The 2,685-nt window shown below is 73.1% G+C and carries 3 protein-coding genes; 1 reads left to right on the top strand and 2 read right to left on the bottom strand.

Annotated elements, in window-relative coordinates:
• Positions 1 to 152: 152 nt before the first annotated feature.
• Both KBX08_RS32790 and KBX08_RS32785 read right to left on the bottom strand, forming a co-directional pair.
• The gene (locus KBX08_RS32790; protein ID WP_210787635.1) at positions 153 to 806 is read right to left on the bottom strand and encodes an MBL fold metallo-hydrolase; all 654 of its coding nucleotides are present in this window, start codon (positions 804 to 806) and stop codon (positions 153 to 155) included.
• 7 nt (positions 807 to 813) lie between these two features.
• Positions 814 to 1,530 carry a maleylpyruvate isomerase family mycothiol-dependent enzyme gene (locus tag KBX08_RS32785; protein ID WP_210787634.1) on the bottom strand — a complete coding sequence of 239 codons (717 nt, stop codon included), beginning with the start codon at positions 1,528 to 1,530 and terminating at the stop codon, positions 814 to 816.
• Between the two features lie 178 nt (positions 1,531 to 1,708).
• Here KBX08_RS32785 and rsgA point away from each other — a divergent pair.
• Positions 1,709 to 2,685, top strand: a 977-nt coding sequence (rsgA, locus tag KBX08_RS32780) for a ribosome small subunit-dependent GTPase A (RefSeq protein WP_210787633.1), incomplete at its 3' end; no start/stop codon positions are given.

Below are 2,685 nucleotides of genomic sequence, written 5' to 3'. Positions count from 1 at the left end.
GGATCAAGCCTGACCGCCCGGAGCCGGGCACGGCGGGCCCCCGCCCCCGTCGTGGTTCCGGTTTGTGCGAGGGTGCCGCCGCCGTCGGTGGGTATTGATCTTGGTGGTTCTGTACCGACGGTTGGTGATCTTTGTTGGTGGTGGGGTGGGGGTTACCAGCCTCTGGCTTTCCACTGGGGGAGGGCGGGGCGCTCGGCGCCCAGGGTGCTGTCCTTGCCGTGACCCGGGTAGAACCAGGTGTCGTCCGGGAGCTGGTCGAACAGCTTGTTCTCGACGTCACCGATCAGCGCCGCGAAGCGCTCCGGGTCCTTGTCGGTGTTACCCACCCCGCCGGGGAAGAGACTGTCGCCGGTGAAGAGGTGCGGGGTGCCGGCCGGGTCGCGGTAGAGCAGCGCGATCGAACCCGGGGTGTGCCCCTTGATGTGGATGACCTCCAGCGCGCAGTCGCCGACCGCCACGGTGTCGCCGTCGGCCAGCCGCTCCGCCTCGATCGGCAAACCCGACGCGTCATCGGCGTGCACCAACGCCCGGGCGCCGGTCTTGGCGACGACCTCCTCCAGCGCCACCCAGTGATCCATGTGCTGGTGGGTCGTCACCACGGCGGTGAGCCCACCGTCACCGATCAGTTCGAGCAGCCGGGGCGCCTCGTTGGCGGCGTCGATCAGCACCTGGTCACCGGTGCCCGTGCAGCGCAGCAGGTAGGCGTTGTTGTCCATCGGACCCACCGACAGCTTGCTGATGGTCAGCCCGTCCAGCTCCCGAACCGCCGGTGCGCCGCCGTGCGTGACGTCTCCGCTGTATGTCATGACGTTTCTATATCCATTCCGGTGGAGTAGGCAGGGGACCGTCAGGGGTGACGGAGAGCTGGGCGCCGTCGGCGCGGCCGATCAGCCAGGCGGCGAGGTCGGGGGCGGGGCCGGCGACGACCGGGGCGTCCACGCGCTCCCCGATCACCACCTCATGCTCGCTGCCGTCGAGGCGCAGCACCATCGACGGCGGTGTCGGCCCCATGGCGTGATGACCGGCCGCCTCCCGCAGCAGACGGTGGGCGAACGTCTCCGACCAGTCCGCGGCCCGGTAGTCGGCGGCCAGATCGAGGTGGTGCACCTCGATCTCCCGCAGTCGACCCCAGACCAGCAGCGCCGCCGGCCACGGGCCCTTACGCGCCTGCACCGTCGCCGCCCAGGCGTCGGCCGGCATGGCCGCGACCGCCTCGGAGAACAGGTCCGCGGTGCGTCGCAGGTCGTCCAGGTGCGCGGCCGGCGGCCGGCCCGAACCGGCTTCGATGTCCGCGGTGCGGGCGTCCAGCGAGGCGTACATCGGCAGCGCCGCCCCGGTGCGGGCCGCGGTGAGCAGGTTGACGAAACCGTCGGCGTTGCGCGCCACATGCGCCAGCACGTGGCCGCGCGTCCAGCCCGGCAGCAGCGACGCGGCGGCCAGGTCCGCGGTGTCGAAAGAAGCGGCGGTACGCAGTAGTCGCCTGGTGGCCGCGTCCACCTCGCCCATCAGCAACAGCGGATCCGTTGTCACCCGTCGACCCTAGCGGTCCGCCGTCGCGCCGTCGCCGCGGAAATCGCTTTCGGCGCGTCGGCGCGCGACCTACCGTCAGCGGCAGACGCGGCACCGGGACATCGGACGGAGGTGGTGATCATGCCGGACGTGGCACGCGTGTTCCGCCATCACCAGCTTCGACACCGATGAGGATGCCATGACGATCGATCTGACCGCCCTCGGCTGGGACGCCGAGCGGACGGCGTACGCCGCGCGCCGCGGCGAGCACCAGCCGGGTCGGGTGGCCCGGGTGGACCGGGGGGTCTGCACGGTGCTCACCGCAGTCGGCCCGGTCCGGGCCAGCCTGGGTGGGGCGGTGCTGACCGTCGCCGCACGGGACCCGTCCGCGCTGCCCTGCGCCGGGGACTGGGTGCTGCTCACCCACTGGCCGGACCGCCGCGTCACAGTGGAGGTGGTGCTGCCGCGGCGAGGCGCGCTGATCCGGCGTACCGCCGGCAAGGACGCCAGCGGTCAGGTGCTGGCCGCCAACCTCGACGCCGCCGCCGTGGTGGAGCCGGTGCACCCCGAGCCGGACGTGGGCCGCATCGAGCGGCTGCTCTCCCTGGCCCACGAGTCCGGCGCCCGGCCACTTGTCGTACTGACCAAGGCGGACCTCGCGGCCGACCCGGCCGCGCTGGCCCGCCAGCTGGCCGCCGTCGCCCCCGGGGTGCCGGTGCTCCCGGTCAGCGCCGAACGTGGCCTCGGGCTGGAACCGTTGCGTGCCGAGGTGACGCCCGGCCGCACGCTCGGCCTGCTCGGCCCGTCCGGTGCGGGCAAGTCGAGCCTGGTCAACGCCCTCGTCGGGGCGGTGATGATGCCCACCCAGGCGATCCGGCGCGTCGACGGCAAGGGTCGGCACACCACCACCTGGCGGGCCCTCGTACCCATCCCCGGTGGCGGTGCGGTGATCGACACGCCCGGTGTCCGGGCGGTCGGCCTGCTGGACGGCGCGACCGGGCTCGACCGGGCGTTCGCCGACATCGCCGGGCTGGCCGAGGGTTGCCGGTACGCCGACTGCGGCCACGACGGCGAGCCGGCCTGCGCGGTCCGGGAGGCGCTGCACACCGGCGAACTCTCCACCCGTCGGAGGGAGAGCTGGCGGCGGCTGCAGGGTGAGGTGGCCCACGAGCGCCG

This window comes from Micromonospora sp. H61, assembly GCF_018070325.1.
Taxonomy (GTDB): domain Bacteria; phylum Actinomycetota; class Actinomycetes; order Mycobacteriales; family Micromonosporaceae; genus Micromonospora; species Micromonospora salmantinae.
The sequence above is the reverse complement of the archived record's forward strand: the minus strand, read 5'-3'. Positions and strand labels throughout refer to the sequence as shown.

Coding starts and splice junctions, on each gene's coding strand:
- KBX08_RS32790 (WP_210787635.1), bottom strand. CDS start 806: ATGACATACAGCGGAGACGTCACGCACGGCGGCGCACCGGCGGTTCGG.